Annotated in this window: 19 protein-coding genes; 12 read left to right on the top strand and 7 right to left on the bottom strand. The window is 68.3% G+C overall.

Annotation, left to right across the window (positions count from 1 at the left end; translation table 11 throughout):
- From VNW53_RS18045 to VNW53_RS18035, 3 genes are all read left to right on the top strand, one after another.
- The coding region (locus VNW53_RS18045) for an MFS transporter (protein ID WP_325557296.1) at positions 1-1,015 on the top strand (1,015 nt) is incomplete at its 5' end.
- 88 nt (positions 1,016-1,103) lie between these two features.
- Positions 1,104-1,865: a hypothetical protein gene (locus tag VNW53_RS18040; RefSeq protein ID WP_325557294.1), complete on the top strand. Its 762-nt coding sequence runs from the start codon at positions 1,104-1,106 to the stop codon at positions 1,863-1,865.
- Positions 1,866-2,008: 143 nt separating this feature from the next.
- Positions 2,009-2,311, top strand: a complete 303-nt coding sequence (locus VNW53_RS18035; protein ID WP_325557292.1) for a glycine zipper 2TM domain-containing protein — start codon at positions 2,009-2,011, stop codon at positions 2,309-2,311.
- A gap of 50 nt (positions 2,312-2,361) precedes the next feature.
- Here VNW53_RS18035 and VNW53_RS18030 read toward each other — a convergent pair whose 3' ends face one another.
- On the bottom strand, positions 2,362-2,634 hold the full coding sequence (locus VNW53_RS18030; protein WP_325557290.1) for an usg protein: 273 nt from the start codon (positions 2,632-2,634) through the stop codon (positions 2,362-2,364).
- A 102-nt stretch (positions 2,635-2,736) separates the two neighbouring features.
- On the bottom strand, positions 2,737-3,111 hold the full coding sequence (locus tag VNW53_RS18025; protein ID WP_325557288.1) for a hypothetical protein: 375 nt from the start codon (positions 3,109-3,111) through the stop codon (positions 2,737-2,739).
- A gap of 94 nt (positions 3,112-3,205) precedes the next feature.
- Here VNW53_RS18025 and VNW53_RS18020 point away from each other — a divergent pair, with 94 nt between their 5' ends.
- Positions 3,206-4,474, top strand: a complete 1,269-nt coding sequence (locus tag VNW53_RS18020) for an LLM class flavin-dependent oxidoreductase (RefSeq protein WP_325557286.1) — start codon at positions 3,206-3,208, stop codon at positions 4,472-4,474.
- Positions 4,475-4,487: 13 nt separating this feature from the next.
- Entirely contained in the window at positions 4,488-5,264 is a 777-nt protein-coding gene (locus tag VNW53_RS18015) for an alpha/beta fold hydrolase (protein WP_325557284.1), read from the top strand.
- A 28-nt stretch (positions 5,265-5,292) separates the two neighbouring features.
- Here VNW53_RS18015 and VNW53_RS18010 read toward each other — a convergent pair whose 3' ends face one another.
- Positions 5,293-6,036: a DUF6065 family protein gene (locus VNW53_RS18010; protein ID WP_325557282.1), complete on the bottom strand. Its 744-nt coding sequence runs from the start codon at positions 6,034-6,036 to the stop codon at positions 5,293-5,295.
- 64 nt (positions 6,037-6,100) lie between these two features.
- Between VNW53_RS18010 and VNW53_RS18005 the strand changes: the two genes are divergently transcribed.
- Positions 6,101-6,718, top strand: coding sequence for an alpha-ketoglutarate-dependent dioxygenase AlkB (locus tag VNW53_RS18005; RefSeq protein WP_325557280.1), 618 nt, complete (start codon positions 6,101-6,103; stop codon positions 6,716-6,718).
- Between the two features lie 133 nt (positions 6,719-6,851).
- Positions 6,852-7,463 (top strand): YceI family protein, encoded by a 612-nt coding sequence (locus VNW53_RS18000; RefSeq protein ID WP_325557278.1) that lies wholly within the window; start codon positions 6,852-6,854, stop codon positions 7,461-7,463.
- 84 nt (positions 7,464-7,547) lie between these two features.
- On the opposite strand, the gene VNW53_RS17995 is transcribed toward VNW53_RS18000, so the two are convergent.
- Complete coding sequence (locus tag VNW53_RS17995; protein WP_325557276.1) at positions 7,548-8,783, bottom strand: acyl-CoA dehydrogenase family protein; 1,236 nt, start codon at positions 8,781-8,783, stop codon at positions 7,548-7,550.
- Positions 8,784-8,882: 99 nt separating this feature from the next.
- Entirely contained in the window at positions 8,883-9,086 is a 204-nt protein-coding gene (locus tag VNW53_RS17990; RefSeq protein WP_325557274.1) for a hypothetical protein, read from the bottom strand.
- 183 nt (positions 9,087-9,269) lie between these two features.
- Between VNW53_RS17990 and VNW53_RS17985 the strand changes: the two genes are divergently transcribed.
- The 5 genes from VNW53_RS17985 (at position 9,270) to VNW53_RS17960 (ending at position 14,353) form a co-directional block, all read left to right on the top strand.
- Positions 9,270-9,686 carry a rubrerythrin family protein gene (locus tag VNW53_RS17985; protein ID WP_325557272.1) on the top strand — a complete coding sequence of 139 codons (417 nt, stop codon included), beginning with the start codon at positions 9,270-9,272 and terminating at the stop codon, positions 9,684-9,686.
- Between the two features lie 143 nt (positions 9,687-9,829).
- A complete protein-coding gene (locus tag VNW53_RS17975) occupies positions 9,830-11,206 on the top strand; it encodes a heterodisulfide reductase-related iron-sulfur binding cluster (protein WP_325557270.1) in 1,377 nt (458 codons plus the stop codon).
- A 13-nt stretch (positions 11,207-11,219) separates the two neighbouring features.
- Positions 11,220-11,813 carry a DUF3501 family protein gene (locus tag VNW53_RS17970; RefSeq protein ID WP_325557269.1) on the top strand — a complete coding sequence of 198 codons (594 nt, stop codon included), beginning with the start codon at positions 11,220-11,222 and terminating at the stop codon, positions 11,811-11,813.
- 276 nt (positions 11,814-12,089) lie between these two features.
- Entirely contained in the window at positions 12,090-13,418 is a 1,329-nt protein-coding gene (locus VNW53_RS17965) for an MFS transporter (protein ID WP_325557267.1), read from the top strand.
- An 80-nt stretch (positions 13,419-13,498) separates the two neighbouring features.
- Positions 13,499-14,353 (top strand): YwqG family protein, encoded by an 855-nt coding sequence (locus VNW53_RS17960; protein ID WP_325557266.1) that lies wholly within the window; start codon positions 13,499-13,501, stop codon positions 14,351-14,353.
- Between the two features lie 85 nt (positions 14,354-14,438).
- Here the strand turns inward: VNW53_RS17960 and VNW53_RS17955 are convergent, their stop codons facing one another.
- Both VNW53_RS17955 and VNW53_RS17950 read right to left on the bottom strand, forming a co-directional pair.
- On the bottom strand, positions 14,439-15,644 hold the full coding sequence (locus VNW53_RS17955) for an acetyl-CoA C-acyltransferase (RefSeq protein ID WP_325557265.1): 1,206 nt from the start codon (positions 15,642-15,644) through the stop codon (positions 14,439-14,441).
- Between the two features lie 145 nt (positions 15,645-15,789).
- The coding region (locus VNW53_RS17950) for a 3-hydroxyacyl-CoA dehydrogenase family protein (RefSeq protein WP_325557264.1) at positions 15,790-16,350 on the bottom strand (561 nt) is incomplete at its 5' end.

Below are 16,350 nucleotides of genomic sequence, written 5' to 3'. Positions count from 1 at the left end.
GGAGAGGATCAACGCCTACCGCACCTACGCGCTCGGCCTGGCCCTGTGGTCGGTGGCGACCGCGCTCACCGGCGTGGCCGGCGGCTTCTCGATGCTGATCGCGCTGCGGCTGCTGCTGGGTGTCGGCGAGAGCGTGGCCTTCCCCTGTTCCTCGCAACTGATCGCCCAGCACCTGCCGCAGCACCGCCTGGGGGTGGCCAACGGCCTGGTGGCCATGGGGCTGTCGCTGGGCCCCGCCTTCGGCACCTTCGCCGGCGGCCTGTTCATGGCCCAGTTCGGCTGGCGCAACCTGTTCCTGTTCTTCGGCCTGGCCTCGCTGCTCTGGCTCTGGCCGTGGCTCGCTTCGACGCGGCATCTCTCCCGGGCCGATGACGAGCCGAAGGTCGACCGGGCGCCGCCGTTCCGGGCGATCCTCGCCAGGCGCGAGGCCTGGGGCGCCGGCATCGGCCACTTCTGCAACAACTACGCCTTCTATTTCGTGATCTCCTGGCTGCCGCTCTACCTGGTGAAGACCCGCGGCTTCACGGTGCCGCAGATGGCCGAGCTCGGGGGCCTGATCTACGTGCTCTATGCGGCCAGCTCGATCGTCACCGGATGGCTGTCGGATCGGTGGCTGGCGGCGGGCGGCTCGGTGACCCTGGTGCGCAAGTCGACCGTCATCGCCGGCCACCTGCTGACGGCCCTGGCCATGCTCGGCTGCATGGTCGGCAGCGCGCCGGTGGCGATCGCCAGCCTGTTCCTGGCGGGCGTCGCGTTCGGCTTCAACAGCCCGGTCCTCTACTCCATCGGCCAGACGCTGGGGGGCCCGCGCGGCGGCGGCAAATGGATCGCCTTCCAGAATTGCATCGGCAACCTGGCGGGCATCGTCGCCCCGATCGTCACCGGCGCCGTGGTCGACCGGACCGGCCAGTTCACCTGGGCCTTCGCCGTCGCCGGGCTGATCGCCGTCGCCGGCGCCGCGAGCTGGGCTGCGATGATCCGCAAGGTCGCCCCGATCGCCTGGCCGGCGGCATAGCTGTCGCGACTCAACCCGCGGTCGGCTAGCGTCGAGCTTTCACATGGAGATGGCCATGCGGGGGCTCTCGTCCAGTTTGCGACGCGTGTTGGTTGCAGCCTTCGTGGGCGCGGCTGGTCTGTCGGCGAGCCAGGCCCGGGCGGCGGACGAGGAGATCCAGGTCTACATGGACGAGATCGGGCCGGTGCATGCGCTCGGGCTCGACGTCCACCTGAACTACGTCCCCTCGGGCCGCGTGGCCCCGGACTTTCCCGGCGAGGAAGCCTCCGGCGGGCGCACGCGGATCACGCCGGAGTGGAGCTATGCGCTCAGCCCCAACCTGGAACTCGGGGCCTATCTGCCGCTCGCCGAGATCACGCGCGACGGCCAGGTCGAGCTGGGCGGGGCCAAGGCGCGGATCAAGTGGGTGGCGCCGCGGCCCGCCGACCAGGACTGGTTCTGGGGTCTCAATTTCGAGATCGGCCGGGTGCGCCATGACATCGACATCAACCCCTGGAACGCCGAGCTGAAGGGTATCGTGGGGACCCGCAAGGGCCCCTGGACGCTGGCCGCCAACCTCAACGTCGACTGGGTGGTGCAGGGCCCCGAGCAAAGCGCCTCGCCCACCCTGCAGGCGGCGATCAAGGTCGCCTACGCGCTCGACAAGGAGACCTCTGTCGGGATCGAGACCTACAACGGCCTGGGGACCACCCGGCAGATCGGCAATCTCGACCGGCAGGACAACCAGACCTTCGCGGTCATCGATCGCGGATTCGGCAAGTGGGACCTGAATTTCGGCATCGGCTACGGCTACGGCCGGCCGGAGGACCGCTGGATCGTCAAGGCCGTGGTGGGTGTGCCGATCGGCTAGTGTCCTCATCGATTCCGAAGTTCGTCCTGCGCCACGCCGCAACACCCGTCGCCTTGTCGACATAATCGCCGGCCAGGCTGCAACCTTCGCCGTGGCGGCGAGTTAAGTTCCGAGCGTGTCCGCGACCCCTTAGGAGACAATCTGTGCGCAACAAGCTTATCGCGACCCTGGTGTGCTCGGCCCTCGCCGTGACCGCCGCCCTTCCCACGGCGGCCCAGGCCGAACGCCACAGAGTTCAAGTCTGCCGCGACGAAAGCAGCCGCGGCGCACGCAACACAGGCACCCTGGTGGGCGCCGTGGGCGGCGGCCTGCTCGGCAACGCCCTGTCCCACGGCGGCGGCAAGACCGGCGGCACCCTCATCGGGGCCGGCGTCGGCGCGGTGGCCGGCCACCAGTACGCCAAGCACAACAACACCCACCGCGTCTGCCATTGGGAATACCGCTAGGCCCGGTCGCGCAGGCGGGGCGGGCGGCGGAGCGAAGCCGCGTCCCCGTCTCAGTGCAGGTGAAATTCGCCGTCCAGGGCGCGCAGTTCGGCGGGCTTGATCAGCCGGCAGTGGCCGACGGTCACCTTGAACAGCGGCCCATCCAGGGTCCGCCGCCAGAAGTCGAGGAAACCCTTCAGCACCGGGAAGTCGGGGAAGAGGTCATAGTCCTGCCAGATGTAGCTCTGCAGCAGAGCGGGATGGTCCGGCAGGCGATAGAGGATTTCGGCGGTGGTCAAGCCGTAGCCTTCCATCTGCTTCCGGAATTCGGGCGAGGCCAGCATGGTGGCTCCCAAAACGCGACGAACACGCAGGACAAGCTACGCTTGATTCGAGAATAAGTTGCTAAAAATCAGTATCTTAGCACTCGACAAGCGTCCCTGCTGCTAAGGCTTGGGCTGCAGGCGCACCGGAATCGGCGGGGCCACGGGCCGCCAGCCTCGCTCGGCGATGACCGCGTTGCTCTCGCGCGCCTCGCGCTCCTCGGCCAGCGACCAGGTGATGTGGAAGGTCCCGCCGTCCGGCCGCGCGGGGCTGCCGTCGATGGCGACCACCAGGGTGTGGACGCCCGCGCCGTCGTCCGCCTCGCCGACGATCTGGCCCACCGTGGCCGCCGGGGGCGCGGCCGCCTCGTCCCCGAACTTCAGCGTCACGTGATGGGCCACGACGACGGCGTAGCGCGGCGGGAAGCGCGCCAGCAGGGCCGCGCGGTCCGCCTCGTCGACCAGCCAGCCGGTATAGAAATGTCTCGGGTCGGCCATGCCGCCCATATTCCTCGGTTGGCGCCCGACCAGGAAGGCTTATCGTCGTTCACCTGACCGCTCGCCAGAGGCGGCTTCCGGAGGACGTCGGCCCATGAAGTTCACCTGGTTCAACCTGATGCCGTGGCCCTATCTGCCGGACGATTTCCGGGAGAAGAACCGTTCGGTCTGGGTGGACATCGACCAGAAGCTGTTCGACCCGGTGAAGAGCCACGAGGTCTACAACACCTACATGGACCTGCTCGAATACGCCGACGCCCTCGGGTTCGACGGCGTGGGCGTGAACGAGCACCACCAGAACGGCTACGGCATCATGCCCAGCCCCAACATCATCGCCGCGGGCCTGGCGCGCCGCACCAGGGACGCGGCCATCGTGGTGCTGGGCAATTCCATCGCCCTCTACAATCCGCCGATCCGGGTGGCCGAGGAGTTCGCCATGCTGGACTGCATCTCCGGCGGGCGGCTGGTGGCGGGCTTCCCGGTCGGGACCTCGATGGACACCAACTACTGCTACGGCCAGATCCCCAGCCTGACGCGCGAGAAGTACCAGGAAGCCCACGACCTGATCATCAAGGCCTGGACGACGCGGGAGCCCTTCGCCTGGAACGGCCGCTACTCGAAGCTGCGGCACGTCAACCTCTGGCCGCGCCCGATCCAGCAGCCGCATCCGCCGGTGCACATCCCCGGCGGCGGGTCGGTGGAGACCTACGACTTCTGCATCGACAACACCTACAGCTACTCCTACCTCAGCTTCTCCGGCTACCTGCGCGCCCAGGCCCTGATGAGCGGCTACTGGAAGCGGGTGGAGGAGCGCGGCGTCGACAGGAGCCCCTACCGCGCCGGCTTCGCCCAGACGATCCTGGTGGCCGACACCGACGCCGAGGCCGAGCGGCTCTACGCCGAGCACGTCAGCTACTTCTACAACCGCTGCCTGCACGTCTATCCGGGCTTCGCCGACGCCCCGGGCTACCGCACGATCAAGACCATCCAGTCCGGCGCCCTGTCGCAGTACGCCCCGCCGCGCGGCGGCTACGCGACGCTCACCTGGAAGGAGCTGGTGGAGGGCGGCCACGTGATCGCCGGATCGCCTGAGACCGTGCGCCAGCGGATGGAGGACCTCTGCAAGAACCTCAACGTCGGCAACATCTTCTGCCTGATGCACGTCGGGAACATGCCGGCCGACAAGTGCATGTATTCCACCAAGCTGTTCGCCGAGAAGGTGATGCCCAAGCTGCGCGGCATGTTCCCCGACTGGGCCGACGACAACCGCTTCTGGACCACCCCGCTGGACAAGCGCGTCACTGCCGGTCGCCTGCCGAAGGAAGCGCCGACCGCCGCCGACCTCGCCAAGACCTACGCGTGAGAAGGGGCCTGTCATGGAACTGAAGACCGTCCAGACCCGCCATGTCCCGGTCCGCTATTTCGAGGGCGGCGCCGGGCCGGACCTCGTCTTCCTGCACGGCGCCGGCGGGCTCACCGCCGAGGATCCGTTCCTCAACGCGCTCGCGGCCAGGCATCGCGTCTACGCCCCGCTGATCCCCGGCTACGGCGACTCGGAAGAGGCGCCCGAGATCCGCGACATGCTGGATTTCACCCTCCACACCTGGGACGTGGTCGAGGCCCTGGGGCTGAAGGACCCGATCCTCGTCGGCCACTCCATGGGCGGGATGATCGCGGCCGAGATGGCCGCCGTCGCGCCCAACGACGTCACCCGCCTGGCGCTGATCGCCCCGGCCGGCCTCTGGGACGACGCCCATCCCGTGGCCGACATCTTCTCGACCCTGCCTTTCGAGATGCCGGCGCTGCTGTTCCACGACGCGGAAGCCGGCGCGGCCATCCTGACCGCCGGACGCAACGTCGAGGACCCGGGCTTCCTGCAGGCCTATCTGGTGACCAACGCCCGCCAGCTCGGCATGGCTGGCCGCATCCTGTTCCCGATCCCGGAACGCGGGCTCCATCAGCGGCTCTACCGGATCAAGGCCAGGACGGTGATCGTCTGGGGCGACAGCGACAGGCTGATCTCGCCCACCTATGCGCACGCCTTCAAGAAGGGCGTCGCCGACGCGCGGCTGGTCTCGATCCCCGAGGCCGGCCACATGCTCACGGTGGAGAAGACGGCGGCGGTGGTGGAGGCGATCGAGACGCTGGGGTGATCCCCAATCCGCTGACGAGCGGAACAGCTTAGATCTCAGGCTTCGGGGTCTTCAGGCGGCGCTTGCTGATGTGGCTCGCGGGCGCGGGGCCGCCGCGTTCCGGCGGGGCGCCGCGGAAGTAGTGGCGCTGCCAGGATTCCTTCAACGTCGCCGGATCGCCCTCGGTGAGCTTGCGGTTGAACTCGCCGCGCGAGCTCGACCAGGCCTCGTACTGGGCCTTCAGCTCCGGCTCGGAGTCGAGCGTGCGGATCATCGGGGCGATCGGGTCGAGCCGGCCGTGCTCGACGGGATTGATGAAGCAGAAGGGCTCGTCCTTCTCGAAGCGCACCCGGCCCGGCGCCGTGAACAGCCAGTTCATCGTGAAGGGGAACGGCAGCCAGTCGGTCTCCACCAGGCCGTCGAGCGCCTGGATGCCGTGCTTGATGTGGTTCGGCGGCCCGGAGACCGCCAGCGCCCAGCCGGGCGGCGTGCGGAACAGGTAGCCGGTGTGGAAGGTGAGCGTCGCATAGGCGAAGTGCGACATGACGAAACCGGCGGTCTCGAGCCCTGGGGCATCGGGGATGATCGCGATGTCGCCGGTGGCGTCACCGCCGTTCCACTCGGCGGTGAAGCCGAAGGGGCAGAGGATCTGCCAGCCGGTGGTGTTGGCCATGGTCAGCGGCAGGCAGCGGTAGGGCGTGCGCCCGCCGAAGGCGTCCATCCACGGACGGTCCGGATGGCCGGGGACCAGCCGGGGCGGATTGTCGCCGGTGGTGAAGCACTCAAGCTGCATGCGCCATCAACGCCGGATGCGGGCGCTGGTGGCAAGGGGTCGCGGCGGCTCCCACAGGCGGGCCATGCGCATTACATGGACGCCGATGCCGTTCGCCCGCCAGCCCTCGCTGTTCGACGCCACTCCGCAGCCCCGCCTGCCGGAGGGCCTCGCCTACCGTCCGGAGTTCCTGTCGCGGACCGAGGAGGCAGACCTCGCCGCCTGGCTCGCCACCCTGCCCTTCGAGGCCTTCCAGTTCCGCGCCTACGAGGGCAAGCGGCGCGTGGTCTCCTTCGGCTGGAAATACGACTTCACGCGGAGCCACCTGACCCGCGCCGACGATATGCCGGCCGAACTGCTGGCCGTGCGCGAGCGGGCGGCCGCCTTCGTCGACCTGGAGCCGCAGGCGCTGCAGCAATGCCTCCTGAACCAGTACCTGCCCGGCGCGCCGATCGGCTGGCACCGCGACCGGCCGATGTTCGAGAAGGTGGTCGGCATTTCGCTCCTCGCGCCGTGCAACTTCCGCCTGAGGCGCGCGGTGGGCGACCGGTTCGAGCGCACGGCGCTCCAGCTCGAACCCCGCTCGATCTACGCCATGACCGGCGAGGCGCGCAGCGTCTGGGAGCACTCCATCCCGCCGGTGAAGGCCCACCGCTACTCCATCACCTTCCGCAATTTCCGCGGCGAGGGGCCGGCCCGATAATTTCTCATCTGGAAAGAGTCTAGGGCCGCGGCGGGCGATTATCATTCGCCCAGGGACGGCTAAGTTTGCGCGGTGCGGTCGGCGGACGATCGCCCAACCCCATTCGCCCAGTCCAACCGGAAGGCCCCGCATCGTGCGCAACCTCTACAAATCCGCAGCCTTCGCCGCCGTCCTGGCGCTCTCCGCCGCCGGCGCCGCCCAGGCCCAGACGACCACCGTCCCCGCCGCCGTGCAGGCCGGGACCTACAAGCTGGATTCTTCCCACGGCAAGATCACCTGGTCGGTGACCCACTTCGGCTTCTCCACCTATATCGGGCAGTTCTCGCATGTGGACGCCGCCCTGAAGCTGGACCCCAAGGCGCTCGGCGCGACCGCGCTGGACGTGACCGTCGACGCCAATTCGCTGGGGACCCTGAACCCGGCGCTCGACACCCACCTGAAGTCGAAGGAGTTCCTGGACGTCGCGGCCTTCCCGACCGCGACCTTCAAGGCGACCAGGGTCACCCAGACCGGCGAGAAGACCGCCGACATCGCCGGCGACCTGACCCTGCACGGGATCACCAAGCCGGTGGTGGTGCACGCCGTCTTCAACCAGGCGGGCGTCAATCCGCTCGACAAGAAGTACTCGCTGGGCTTCGCCGGCACGGCCGAGATCGTCCGCTCGGACTTCGGCATCAAGGCCTATGTGCCGGCGGTCGGCGACAAGGTCACCCTCACCATCGAGGCCGAGTTCAAAGCCGGCTAAGGCCGTCCAAGAGCGCTCCTCCCCCCGGAGGTCTTGATGAGGCGAAAGGGCCGCTCCCCTCCGGGCGGCCCTTTCTGCTGGGCCCTAAAGCAGATCCCCGCCGCAGGCCGCGGCGGTGCTGCCGTCCTTCTGGAAGGCCTTGATCACATTGCGGCCGACGGTCCAGCGGTGGACCTCGTCGGGCCCGTCCACCAGGCGCTGGGAGCGGATGTGGGTGTACCAGGCGGCGAGCGGCGTATCGCGGCTGTAGCCGAGCGCGCCGTGCAACTGGATCGCCGTGTCGACCACATGGTGGACCATGTGCGCCAGGTAGACCTTGGCGATGGAGTTCTCCTGCCGCAGGTCCAGGCCCTTCTCCGCCTTGTAGGCGATGTGCAGCAGCATCAGGCGCGAGATGTAGAGCTGGGTCGCGCACTCGGCCATCATGAACTGCACGGCCTGGCGGTCGGAGAGCAGCGACCCGAAGGTCTTGCGGTCGGTGATGCGCGCGGCCGCCATGTCCAGCGCCCGCTGGGCCAGGGCGATATTGTGCATGCCATGGCGCAGCCGCCCGTAGGCCAGGCGGTGCTGGCCCATGTTGAAGCCCTGGCCCTCGCCGCCCAGCAGGTTCTCGGCCGGGACCTTCAGGTCCTTGATCTCGATCTCGGCGTGGCCGCCGCCCATGATGTGGCTGAGCGGCCCTTCGAGGGCCATGGTCGGGATGTCGCGCTTGATGCGGTAGCCGGGGTCCGGCAGCTCGACGATGAAGGTCGAATAGCGCTGGTGGCGCGGGGCGTCGGGGTCGGTCATGGCCATGACCAGGGCCAGGTCGGCGGCGCTGGCGGCCGAGGAGAACCACTTCTCGCCGTTCAGGACGTAGTTCTCGTTGCCGTCCTTGACCGCGCGGGTCTGCATGCCGGTGGCGTCGGCGCCGGACGCCTTCTCGGTCATCGAGTAGCAGACGCGCTTCTCGCCGTTCAGCAGGGGTTTTAGGAACTTCTCCTTCTGGTAGTCGGTGCCGTGCGCCAGCAGGGTCAGGATGGTGGCGTCGTCCGGCCCCTGGCTGTTCATGGACAGCGCGCCGAGGTGGCTCTCGCCCAGCTCCATCTGCACCAGGGCGTTGGCCAGCGGGCCCAAGCCCATGCCGCCGAATTCCTGGGGCACGAAGGGGAGCCACAGCCCCTGGGCGCGGGCCTTGCCGCGCAGCTCCGCCAGGACGGTCTTGTAGCTCTCCTTGTCCACCACCCGCGCCTCGGCGGGGATGCATTCGTCGTGCACCCACTGGCGCACGCGCTCGCGGACGGCCTTGGCGTCCGGCGGGATCTCGAAGTCGATGGACATGGCGTTTCCCTTCGCTCTGGCGTCGATCGGCGCCAGCTAAGGGTCGGCCATGGGCCGGCGGCAAGCCTGAGTTGGCCTTCGCCGGTGAAATGGCGGGGCCTAGCGTTCGTCCATATGGCCGCGTTCGCCGGTTTCCTTGCGGGCTTTTTCCAGCTCCGCGCCTTCCGGCCCGTCGAGCGCGGCCTCGGCCGCCTTGGCCTTCTCCTCGATCCCGCCCTTCTCCACGAAGGCGCGCTCTTCGGTGTCGAACTTGCGGGCGGCGTCGTAGTCGCCCTCGCCCTGAATCCTGTCCTTGCCGGTCATGGCCGCGCTCCTCTGCCTCTGAAGGGCGTAACCCAAGGCCGGCGCCCCCGGTTCCGAATAGATGAACTCTATCTTCTCAATAGAAATAAACGATTAGCTCTATTTTCCCGAAGGGCGTTAGTGCGTCATTGGAAGCACCTCGCGCCGGCGCAGGCCGGCGGTCGACAACCCAGGGAGACGACGATGAGCCTCGCCAGCAGCAAGACCCTCGACAACCTCAAGGCCGCTTTCGCGGGCGAGAGCCAGGCCAACCGCCGCTACCTCTACTTCGCCCAGAAGGCCGACGTCGAAGGCTACAACGACGTCGCCGCCGTGTTCCGCTCGACCGCGGAAGGCGAGACCGGCCACGCCCACGGCCACCTGGAGTTCATGGAAGCCGTCGGCGACCCCGCCACCGGCCTGCCGATCGGCGGCACGTCGCTGAACCTCAAGGCCGCTATCGCCGGCGAGACCCATGAGTACACCGACATGTACCCGGGCATGGCGCGCACCGCTCGCGAGGAGAACTTCGACGAGATCGCCGACTGGTTCGAGACCCTGGCCAAGGCCGAGAAGTCCCACGCCGGCCGCTTCCAGCGCGCCCTCGACACGCTGGACTGATCTCCTTCTCAGCAAAGCTCGTCATCCCGGACGGCCTGCCAAGGCCGATCCGGGGCCCAGGCCGGCTTGGGCTGGCCCCCCTGGGTCCCGGCTCTCCGCTGCGCTCCGGCCGGGATGACGGGGAATTTTCGGGACGGTGACCGGTGAGTGACGACGTAAACAGCTCGGCAGGCCCGCCGCGCGAGGGCAGCCTCGATGCGCCGTTCCGCCATCCCATCGCCTGGCAGGACGAGGCCTACTACGACCTGGCCAAGGTCGAGGCCGAGATGGAGCGGCAGTTCGACGTCTGTCACACCTGCCGCCGCTGCTTCAACCTGTGCGACAGCTTCCCGCGCCTGTTCGACCTGATCGACGAGAGCCAGACCGGCGAGCTCGATAGCGTCGCGAAGTCCGACTACGCCAAGATCGACGAGGCCTGCACGCTCTGCGACATGTGCTTCCTGACGAAGTGCCCCTATGTCCCGCCGCACCCCTTCGATATCGACATCCCGCACCTGATCCTGCGCTACCGCGCCGCCAGGCGACGCGCCGGCGAAAAGGACTTCGTGCGCGAGCAACTGGGCAGGACCGACCGCAACGGCAAGCTCGCCAAGCCTTTCGCCGGCGTCGTCAACGCCATGAGCGCGCGCAAGAACACGCCGCTGCGCAAGCTCTTGGAAGCGATCGCCCAGATCGACGCCGAGGCGGAGCTGCCGACCTACCATTCCAGGACCGCCACCGACCGGCTGAAGGCCCCGCTGGCGCCCAACCCGGACGGCCCGGCGTTCGGCCGCCGGAAGGTCGCTCTCTATGCGACCTGTTTCGTCGACTACAACGAGCCGGACACCGCCGTGGCGGCGGCCCGGGTGCTCGCCTTGCAGGGCTGCGAGGTGAAGCTGGTCTACCCGGAATGCTGCGGCATGCCGCAGCTCGAGGCCGGCGACCTGAAGGACGTGGCCGGCCGCGCGGCGCGCGTCGCCAAGGTCTTCGCCCCGCTGATCGCCGAGGGCTATGACGTCGTGGCGCTGACCGCCAGTTGCGGCCTGATGATGAAGTTCGAATGGCCGCTGATCTCGCCGGACAGCAAGGACGTGGTGGCCCTGTCGGCGGCGACCAGGGACGTCTGCGAATATGTCGTCGAGCTGCAGCGCGCCCACGGCCTGGCGCCGGGCCTCGCCCCGGTCGAGGGCGGGATCACCCTGCACCACGCCTGCCACGCCCGGGCCCAGAACATGGGCGCCAAGTCGGCCGAGATGCTGCGCCTGATCCCCGAGACCCGCGTCGAGCTGGTGGAGCGCTGCTCCGGCCACGGCGGCACCTTCGGGGTGATGAAGGCCACGCACCAGGTGGCCAACAAGGTCGGCCGGCCCACCGCGCGGCAAGTGGCGAGCAAGGGGACCGAGACCGTCTGCTCCGACTGCCCGCTGGCCTGCAAGCACCTCGGCCAGCTATTGAGCGCCGAGACCAGGCCCGAGGCGCACGCCGCGCCGCGCCAGGCCCATCCCATCGAGATCTTCGCCCGCGCCTACGGTGCGTTCTGAAGGAGCCAGACCCATGCCGCCCAGCGCCCGCCAGATCACCCCGGCCGACCTGATCCCCGACGCGGACTACGCCCGCCAGCGTGGCGACCGCCGTGCGGCGCTGTTGCCGATCAAGCGCCTGCGCCGGGTCGCGCTGGGTCCGATCTGCACCGTGATCTTCGAATCCTACGACACCATGCTGTTCCAGGTGCAGGAGATGCTGCTCACCGAAAAGGGCGGCGCCGGGCAGGTCCCCGACGAACTCGCCGCCTACAACCCGCTGATCCCGCAGGGCGCGGAACTGGTGGCGACCGTGATGTTCGAGATCGACGATCCGGTGCGCCGCGAGGCGACCCTGGCGCGGCTGGGCGGCGTCGAGGACACCTTCTTCATCCAGGTGGGCGACAGCCGCGCGCCGGGCGTCCCCGAGGGCGACGTCGAACGCACCCGGGAGGACGGCAAGACCTCCTCGGTCCACTTCCTGCGCTTCCCGCTGACGGCGGAGCAGATCGCCCGCTTCCGCGACCCGGCGACCCAGATCCTGATCGGCTGCGGCCACGAGGCCTACAGCCACCTGGCCGGCCTGACGCCCGCCACCCGCGCGGAACTGGCCAAGGATTTCGCCTGAAGCCTCCTCTCCCCCGGCGAAGCCGAGAGGGAGAGGGCAGGGAGAGGGCGGCTCGCCGAGCCGTTCCACGCCGATGGTCAGACAAGGGCCCCCGCTTTCATGCGTCATGGCTGAACCCGAAGCGCCGGGTGAGCTGCCTGCGCCGCCCTCTCCCTGCCCTCTCCCTCTCTTCGCTGCGCTCGGGGGAGAGGAGGGCGCCCTTGTAAGCGCGCCGTCCGCGCTCCACTGTCCCTCCAAACCCGCCGCCAGAGCGGGCCGCTTGGGGAGGGCGAGAGCTTGAGTACGATCACCGCCGGGCCTGCGCCCGCGCCCGCCACCGGCCTGCGCAAGGTCATCCTGGCCAGCATGATCGGCACCACCATCGAGTGGTACGACTTCTTCCTCTACGGCACGGCCTCGGCGCTGGTGTTCGGCAAGCTGTTCTTCCCGAAGGCCGACCCCCTGACCGGGACCATGCTGGCGTTCACGACCTATGCCCTGGGCTTCGTGGCCCGGCCGCTGGGCGGGCTGGTGTTCGGCCATTTCGGCGACCGGATCGGGAGGAAGCAGCTCCTGATGCTGAGCCTGGTCCTGATGGGCGGCTCGACCTTCCTGATCGGCCTCTTGCCCACCTTCATGCAGATCGGCCTGTTCGCACCGCTTGGCCTCGTCCTGCTGCGGCTCGTCCAGGGCTTCGCTGTGGGCGGCGAGTGGGGCGGCGCGGTCCTGATGGTCTGCGAGTTCGGCGACGCCAAGCGGCGCGGCTTCTGGGCCGGCTGGCCGCAGGCGGGCGTTCCCGCGGGCAACCTGCTGGCCGCCGCCGTCCTGGCGGTGATGTCGGCGGCGCAGAGCGAGCACGACTTCCTGGCCTGGGGCTGGCGGGTCCCGTTCCTGCTGTCGGCGGTGCTGGTGGCGGTCGGCTACTGGGTGCGCGTCACCCTGGCCGAAAGCCCGCTGTTCCAGAGGGCCATCGAGGACGCGGGCGTGGCCAAGGCGCCGGTCCTGGAAGCGATCCGCCGCCGGCCCGGGGGCATCGCGATCGGCATGGGCCTCCGGCTCGCGGAGAACATCTCCTTCTACCTGATCACCACCTTCTCGATCAGCTACATGACCGAGACCGTGCACCTGAGCCGCAGCTTCGCGCTCAACGCCATGCTGGCCGGCGCGGCCGTCGAATGCTGCGCGATCCCGGTCTTCGCCTGGCTGTCGGACAAGATCGGCCGCCGGCCAGTCTATTTCGTGGGCGCGGCGGGCATGGCGATCTGGGGCTTCGCCTTCTTCCGGATGATCGACACCGGACTGACGCCCAACGTGCTGATCGCGGTGATCGTGGGCCTGGTGCTGCACGGGGCGATGTACGGGCCGCAGGCGGCGTTCATCGCCGAGCTGTTCCCCACGCGGATGCGCTATTCCGGCGCGTCCCTGGCCTATCAGGCGACCTCGATCTTCGCCGGATCGCTGGCCCCGATCATCGCGCTCGCGCTGTTGAAAGCCACCCACTCGGCGGTCCCGATCGCCATCTACCTGGCGATCGCCGGCGTGATCAGCGCCTTCTCAGCGCTCCGGGCGCGCGAGACCAAGGGCATGACCTTCGCCCAGATCGACGCCGAGACGCCGGCGACGTGACCGCGGCCGTCTAGCTTGACTGTTGCGAGAACAAAACAGAAACGATATCGTTGCGAACGACAAAGGGGGGGAGAAGTCTGATGTCGTTCCTGAAGAAGCTGCTTGGCGCCTTCTCGCCGAAGAGTTCTGGATCGCAAGAACCACGCGCCGACCGCATGCCCGGCATCCTGGCCGCTATCGAGGCCGCGGCGCAGCCTTGCCTGCGTCTGGTTGGGCGCGAAGGCGGAAAGTCGTGTCTCGGAGGCGCGCCGAATATCGCGGACGCATGGCCGCGCTATGAAGGGCGTCCACTGAGCGTCGTGGCGCAGCTCGATCTGGAGGAGATAGCCGCCGTCGGCGGGCCGAACTGGCTACCTCGAAAAGGGCGGCTGCTGTTCTTCTATGAACTCGACTACAGCGGCTGGGGTATGGGTCCGGGCGACCTCGGGTGCTTCGCCGTGCGCCACGAAGCCGGCTCGGCGACGCCCGAGCCGCCGCCGGAGGATTTGCCCGCCGACGGGCGATGGCCAGAATATCCGGTGGCCTTCGTTGCCGCCGTCTCCAACCCTGACCCGGAGCGCTTGAATGTCGACTTGAGCGGCCTATCCGACCGGGAAGAGAAGGCGCTGGAAACAGCCCTGGTAGCGATGGGACCACATGAGCCGGCACATCAGATCGGCGGCTATCCCGCTCCGATCCAAGCCGATTCGATGGAACTGGAATGCGAGATCGTCGCCTTCGGTCTGCAGCATGGCGCCGGCCTAAAGCCCGATGCGGCGCGAAAGGACGAACTCAGAGCCGACACAGCGGATTGGCGCCTGTTGCTGCAACTCGACACCGACAACGACGCCGGAATGATGTGGGGAGACACCGGACGGATCTACTTCTGGATTCGTGAGCAGGACGCCCGAGCCGGCGACTTCTCGAAGGCTTGGATGATCCTGCAGTGCTATTGAAGCCCGGCGTCGCCGACTAAATCCGCCCAGCAAAAAAGGGCCGTCCTCACGGACGGCCCTTCCAGCTTCGGCTTAGAAGCTAAGTCTAGAAAATCTCGAACAGGCCCGCCGCGCCCATGCCGCCGCCGACGCACATAGTGACGACGCCGTACTTCGCGCCGCGGCGCTTGCCCTCGTACATCAGGTGGGCGGTGCAGCGGGCGCCGGTCATGCCGTAGGGGTGGCCGATGGAGATCGAGCCGCCGGAGACATTGTACTTGGCCGGGTCGATGCCGAGCTTGTCGCGGCAGTAGATCACCTGGCTGGCGAACGCCTCGTTCAGCTCCCAGATGTCGATGTCGTCGATGGTCAGGCCGTTGCGCTCGAGCAGCTTGGGGATCGCGAACACCGGGCCGATGCCCATCTCTTCCGGGCCGCAGCCGGCCACCGCCATGCCGCGGTAGGCGCCCAGGGCCTCCATGCCGCGCTTCTCGGCTTCCTTGCGTTCCATCAGCACGATGGCCGCCGCGCCGTCCGACAATTGCGAGGCGTTGCCGGCGGTGACGAACTTGCCTTCCTGGACGTAGCGGCCGCCCTTGAACACCGGCGCGAGCTTCTGCAGGTCCGCGAGCGTGGTCTGCGGGCGGTTGCCCTCGTCGGCGGCGATGGTGATTTCCTTGTCGGCGGTCTCGCCGGTTTCCTTGTTGACCAGCACCTTCATGATGGTGGTCATCGGCGCGATCTCGCGGTCGAAGCGGCCTTCCGACTGGGCCTGGGCGGTGCGCTGTTGCGACTGCAGGGCGTATTCGTCCTGCGCCTCGCGGGAGACGCCATAGCGTTCGGCGACAATCTCGGCGGTCTCGATCATCGAGGTGCCCAGCTCCGGCACGTGCTGCTGCAGCCACGGGTCGACCGCCATGTAGCGGTTCACCTTGTCGTTCTGCACCAGGCTGATCGACTCGATGCCGGCGCCGATGGCGATCGGGGCGCCGTCGTTGACGATGTACTTGGCCGCGGTGGCGACGCCCATCAGGCCCGAGGAGCACTGGCGGTCGATGGTCATGCCGGCGACCGTGTTGGGCAGGCCCGCGCGCAGCGCCGCCTGGCGGGCGATGTTATTGCCCGTGGTCCCCTGCTGCAGGGCGCAGCCCATGGCGATGTCGTCGACCTCGCCCGGGTCGATCCCGGCCTGCGCGATGGCCGCGGCGATGGCGTGGCCGCCGAGCGTCGCGCCATAGGTGTTGTTGAACGCGCCGCGGTAGGCCTTGCCGATGGGGGTCCGGCGGGCGGCGACGATGACGGCTTCACGCATGGGGAGGGTCCTCAGGGTTGAATTCGAACTCCGGATCCGATCGTCCCGGCGAAAGCCGGGACCCAAGCCGAGTTGGTCTGGGCCCCGCTCCGGGATGTTCGATCCGCGGCTTGGACCCCGGCTTTCGCCGGGGAGGCGGTGAAAACTACGCCTTGATGTCGGAGAACTTCTTGCCTTCGGCGACCAGCTTTTCGAGCAGGGCGGAGGGCTTGAATGCTTCGCCCATCTTGGCCTGGAACTCCTGCATCTTGGCCAGCACCTTGTCGGCGCCGACCTGGTCGCCGTAGTGCATCGGGCCGCCGCGGTAGACCGGCCAGCCGTAGCCGTTGACCCAGACCACGTCGATGTCGGAGGGGCGGATCGCCTTGCCCTCCTCCAGGATCTTCGCGCCCTCGTTGATCATCGGATAGACGCAGCGTTCCAGGATCTCCTCGTCGGAGATCTTGCGCGGGTTGGCGCCCGACTTGACGATGAAATCGTTGATGATCTTCTCGGTCACCGGCGAGGGGATGGCGTTGCGGTTCTCGTCGTAGTCGTAGTAACCGGCGCCGGTCTTCTGGCCTCTGCGGTCCATCTCGCAGAGCACGTCGCGGATGGTCTCGCCCTTGGAGTTCTCCTTCACCCAGCCGATGTCGAGGCCGGCCAGGTCGCTCATGGCGAACGGGCCCATGGGGAAGCCGAAGTCGTAGAGCACGCGGTCAATGTC

Source organism: Phenylobacterium sp., from assembly GCF_035569475.1.
In the GTDB taxonomy this organism is placed as follows: Bacteria; Pseudomonadota; Alphaproteobacteria; order Caulobacterales; family Caulobacteraceae; genus Phenylobacterium.
Note: the sequence above shows the minus strand (reverse complement) of the source record. Positions and strands in the feature narration are given on the sequence as shown.